The organism is Mesorhizobium sp. M7A.F.Ca.CA.004.12.1.1 (genome assembly GCF_003997835.1).
Taxonomy (GTDB): domain Bacteria; phylum Pseudomonadota; class Alphaproteobacteria; order Rhizobiales; family Rhizobiaceae; genus Mesorhizobium.
On sequence record NZ_RZRK01000619.1, the window covers coordinates 1 to 3,687 of the forward strand.

Genomic DNA, 3,687 nt, shown 5'->3' on the forward strand with positions numbered 1-3,687 from the left:
GCGGCGATGCGTTCCGGCCCTTCGGCGCGCGCTCTACCGGGTCACGCGCGCCGAAGGGCCGGAACGCATCGCCGCCGAATGGTGGCGGGAAGCGCCAAGCGACGAGGCGGCATCGACGCGCGACTATTTCCGCATCGAGGATGCCGATGGCCGCCGCTATTGGCTCTACCGGCAAGGTCTTTACGGCAACACGCAGGTACCGCCGCGCTGGTTCATGCATGGTGTCTTCGCATGAACGCGCTGACCGTCATCCCCTATGCCGAATTCGGCATCCAGTCGAATTTCTCCTTCCTGCGCGGCGCCTCCAAGCCGGAGGAGCTGGTGGTCGCGGCCAAGCTCCTGGGCTTCTCCGCGATCGGGCTTGCCGACCGCAACACGGTGGCCGGCGTGGTGCGCGCCTGGCAGCAGGCCAAGGTCGAAAAGCTCTCCTATCACCCCGGCTGCCGGCTGGTTTTCGGCGACGGCACGCCGGACATCCTCGCCTATCCCCAGGACCGCAAGGGCTGGGGACATCTGTGCCGCATGCTTACCCAAGCCAATCTGCGCGACGAGAACGAAAAAGGCGCCACCCTTCTCCAGCGCGGCGACCTCCTCGAATGGGGTGACCTGATGTCGCTGGCGGTCCTGCCCGGTCTGTCGGCGGGCGCGGAAGATAGTCTTCCCCTGCTTGGAGACCTCAAAGGCCGCTTCGGCAGGTACCTGCGGCTTGGCGTTTCGCCCGACTACGCCGGCAATGACCGTTTCCGCATCGAGCAGGCCGCGGCGCTTGCCGAGAGCGTCGGTATTCCGCTGATGGCGACCAACGACGTTCTCTACCACACGGCCGAACGGCGCCCGCTGCAGGACGTGCTGACCGCGATCCGCCTCAACACGCCCGTCGCCGAGGTCGGGCTGCAACTCAGCGCCAATGCCGAGCGTCATCTGAAGCCGCCAATGGAGATGGCGCGCCTGTTCCGCAGGCATCCGCAAGCGCTGGCCGAGACGCTGCGGTTTGCGGAAGAACTGACCTTTTCGTTGAGCGACCTTCAGTACAATTATCCGGACGAGCCGACGGAATCGGGTCTTGGCCCACAGGCTGAACTGGAGCGGCTGGCGCGGGAGGGAGCGGCCAACCGCTATCCGGCGGGTGTGCCGGATTCGGTGACCAGGCGCATCGAGGAAGAGCTCGCTTTGATCGAACGCCTCAACTATGCCCGCTATTTCCTGACTGTCTACGACATCGTCAAGTTCGCGCGCAACAAGGATATTCTCTGCCAGGGACGTGGATCGGCCGCCAATTCGGTCGTCTGCTTCTGCATCGGCATCACCGAAGTAGGACCGGAAAAAATCGATTCGCTCTTCGAGCGCTTCATTTCCGAGGAGAGAAACGAGCCGCCGGATATCGACGTCGATTTCGAGCACGAAAAGCGCGAAACCGTAATCCAGTACATCTACGAGAAATACAGCGGCAAGCGCACGGCACTTGCGGCCGCCGTCATCAGCTATCGCGGCCGTTCGGCGCTGCGCGAAGTGTCGAAGGCGATGGGCCTGTCCGAGGATGTCAGGGCATCGCTTTCCGGCTCGATCTGGGGTTGGTCGACATCGGAGCTTGGCGAGAAGGAAGCCCGCGCCGGCGGCCTCGACCGCACCGATCCGGTGTCGAGGCACGTGATGGAGCGTGCCAATGAGATCATGGGCTTCCCCCGCCATCTGTCGCAGCATGTCGGCGGCTTCGTCATAACCAGGGACCGGCTCGACGAGATCGTGCCCATCGTCAAGACGGCGATGGACGAGCGCAAGATGGTCGAATGGGACAAGGACGATCTCGACGCGGTGAAGATCCTGAAAGTCGACGTGCTGGCGCTCGGCATGCTGACCTGCCTCCAGCGCGCCTTCACCTTGCTTACTGACCACTATCCAAAGGCGCGAGACAAATACGGCCGACCTTATGTGCTGGCCACCCTGCCGGCAGAAGACGCCCGGGTCTACGATATGATCTGCCGTGCCGACACATTGGGCGTCTTTCAGATTGAATCGCGGGCGCAGATGTCGATGCTGCCGCGCCTTGAGCCGAAAACCTTTTATGACCTTGTCATCGAGGTGGCGATCGTGCGGCCGGGCCCGATCCAGGGCGACATGGTCCACCCCTATCTGCGCCGCCGGCAGGGCAAGGAAAAACCCGAGTATCAAAAACCGGAGCTGGAGGCGATCCTCAGCAAGACACTAGGTGTGCCGCTGTTCCAGGAGCAGGCGATGAATATCGCCATCGTCGCCGGCGGTTTCAAACCGGGCGAGGCCGATGAACTGCGCCGCGCCATGGCCACCTTCAAGCGCACCGGCACCATCGGCAATTACCGCGACCGTATGATCAATGGCATGGTCGGCAAGGGCTACACGAAGGACTTCGCCGAGCGCTGTTTCAAGCAGATCGAGGGCTTTGGCGAATATGGCTTTCCCGAAAGCCATGCCGCTTCCTTCGCCCTGCTCGTCTACGCCTCCTGCTGGTTCAAGACCTTCTATCCCGACGTGTTCTGCGCCGCGATCCTGAATTCGCAGCCGATGGGGTTTTACCAGCCGGCCCAGCTGGTGCGCGACGCAAGCGACCATGGCGTCGACATTCGCGATGTCGACGTCAATTTTTCGGTGTGGGATTGCACGCTGGAAAAGGCGCCGTTCGATCCGGCCCGCATCCTCCCACGCCATGCCGAGATGCGCGGCGTCATCGAGACGAAGCATGCCGTGCGGCTCGGCTTCCGCCAGATCAAGGGCCTGTCGAAGGAGCGCATGGCGGCCTTCGTCGAACAGCGCGGCTCAGGCTACGTATCCGTCAGGGATGTCTGGCTGCGCTCCGGCCTCGATGTCGGCGACATCGAGCGGCTGGCGCAGGCCGATGCCTTCCGTTCGCTCGGCCTTGATCGTCGCCAAGCCTTGTGGGCGGTGCGCGCGCTCGACGGCAAGAGCGCCGCCGAAAGGCTGCCGCTGTTCGACCAGCCGGCGCTTCGCCTGCGCGAGCTGGAGCCTGAGACGAAGCTGCCGAAAATGCCGCTCGGCGAGCATGTCATCCATGATTACCGCGCGCTCGGCCTGTCGCTGAAGGCGCATCCGGTCGCCTTCCTGCGCGAGCGGCTCGACCGCGCCGGCGTCATCCCCAATGCGAACCTGCCTTCCGTGCGCGACGGCAGGCGCGTCTCCGTCGCCGGCCTCGTGCTGGTGCGGCAGCGCCCCGGCAAGGGCAATGCGATCTTCCTGACGCTGGAGGACGACAAGGCGGTTGCCAACGTCATCTTCTGGCAAAGGCCCTTCGACCGTTACCGGCCGATCGTCATGGGCGCCCGGTTCGTCAAGGTCACCGGAAAATTGCAGTCGGAATCGGGCGTGGTCCACATCGTCGCCGAGAGGATCGAGGATCTGACGCCCTGGCTGACCGTGCTTCTGGAGAAGGTCAGCGGGGCCGCACCAGCGGTTCCTCCGAGAGACCTCGCCAAGGACGGTTCGGATCGCTCCAGCCCCGCCAAACAAAGCGCGCCGATCCGGCAGGATCTCGCAACGCTGTCGGAAGAAGCGGAAAGGGTCATGCCCAAGGGCCGCAATTTTCAGTAGGCAAGGCCATGCCAAGGGCGGAACGAAAGCGGACGTCGGCGATCCTTCGCGCTCCCCGCTGTCCCGCCAGCCTTCGGCAAATTGGCGGGTATAAGCAGCGTGCCCCTC

General features: G+C 63.9%; 1 protein-coding gene and 1 pseudogene. Both read left to right on the forward strand.

All coding sequences use genetic code 11. The features are described from left to right. Window positions 1-235, forward strand: a pseudogene (locus tag EN984_RS26280) (DNA polymerase Y family protein); the annotation flags it as partial. Further along, window positions 232-3,579, forward strand: a complete 3,348-nt coding sequence (locus EN984_RS26285) for an error-prone DNA polymerase (protein ID WP_127384055.1) — start codon at window positions 232-234, stop codon at window positions 3,577-3,579. The pseudogene EN984_RS26280 and the gene EN984_RS26285, both read left to right, overlap by 4 nt. Window positions 3,580-3,687 lie beyond the last annotated feature (108 nt).

Excerpts from the sequence above, each read along its gene's own strand:
- EN984_RS26285 (WP_127384055.1), top strand. The coding sequence starts at position 232 with ATGAACGCGCTGACCGTCATCCCCTATGCCGAATTCGGCATCCAGTCG.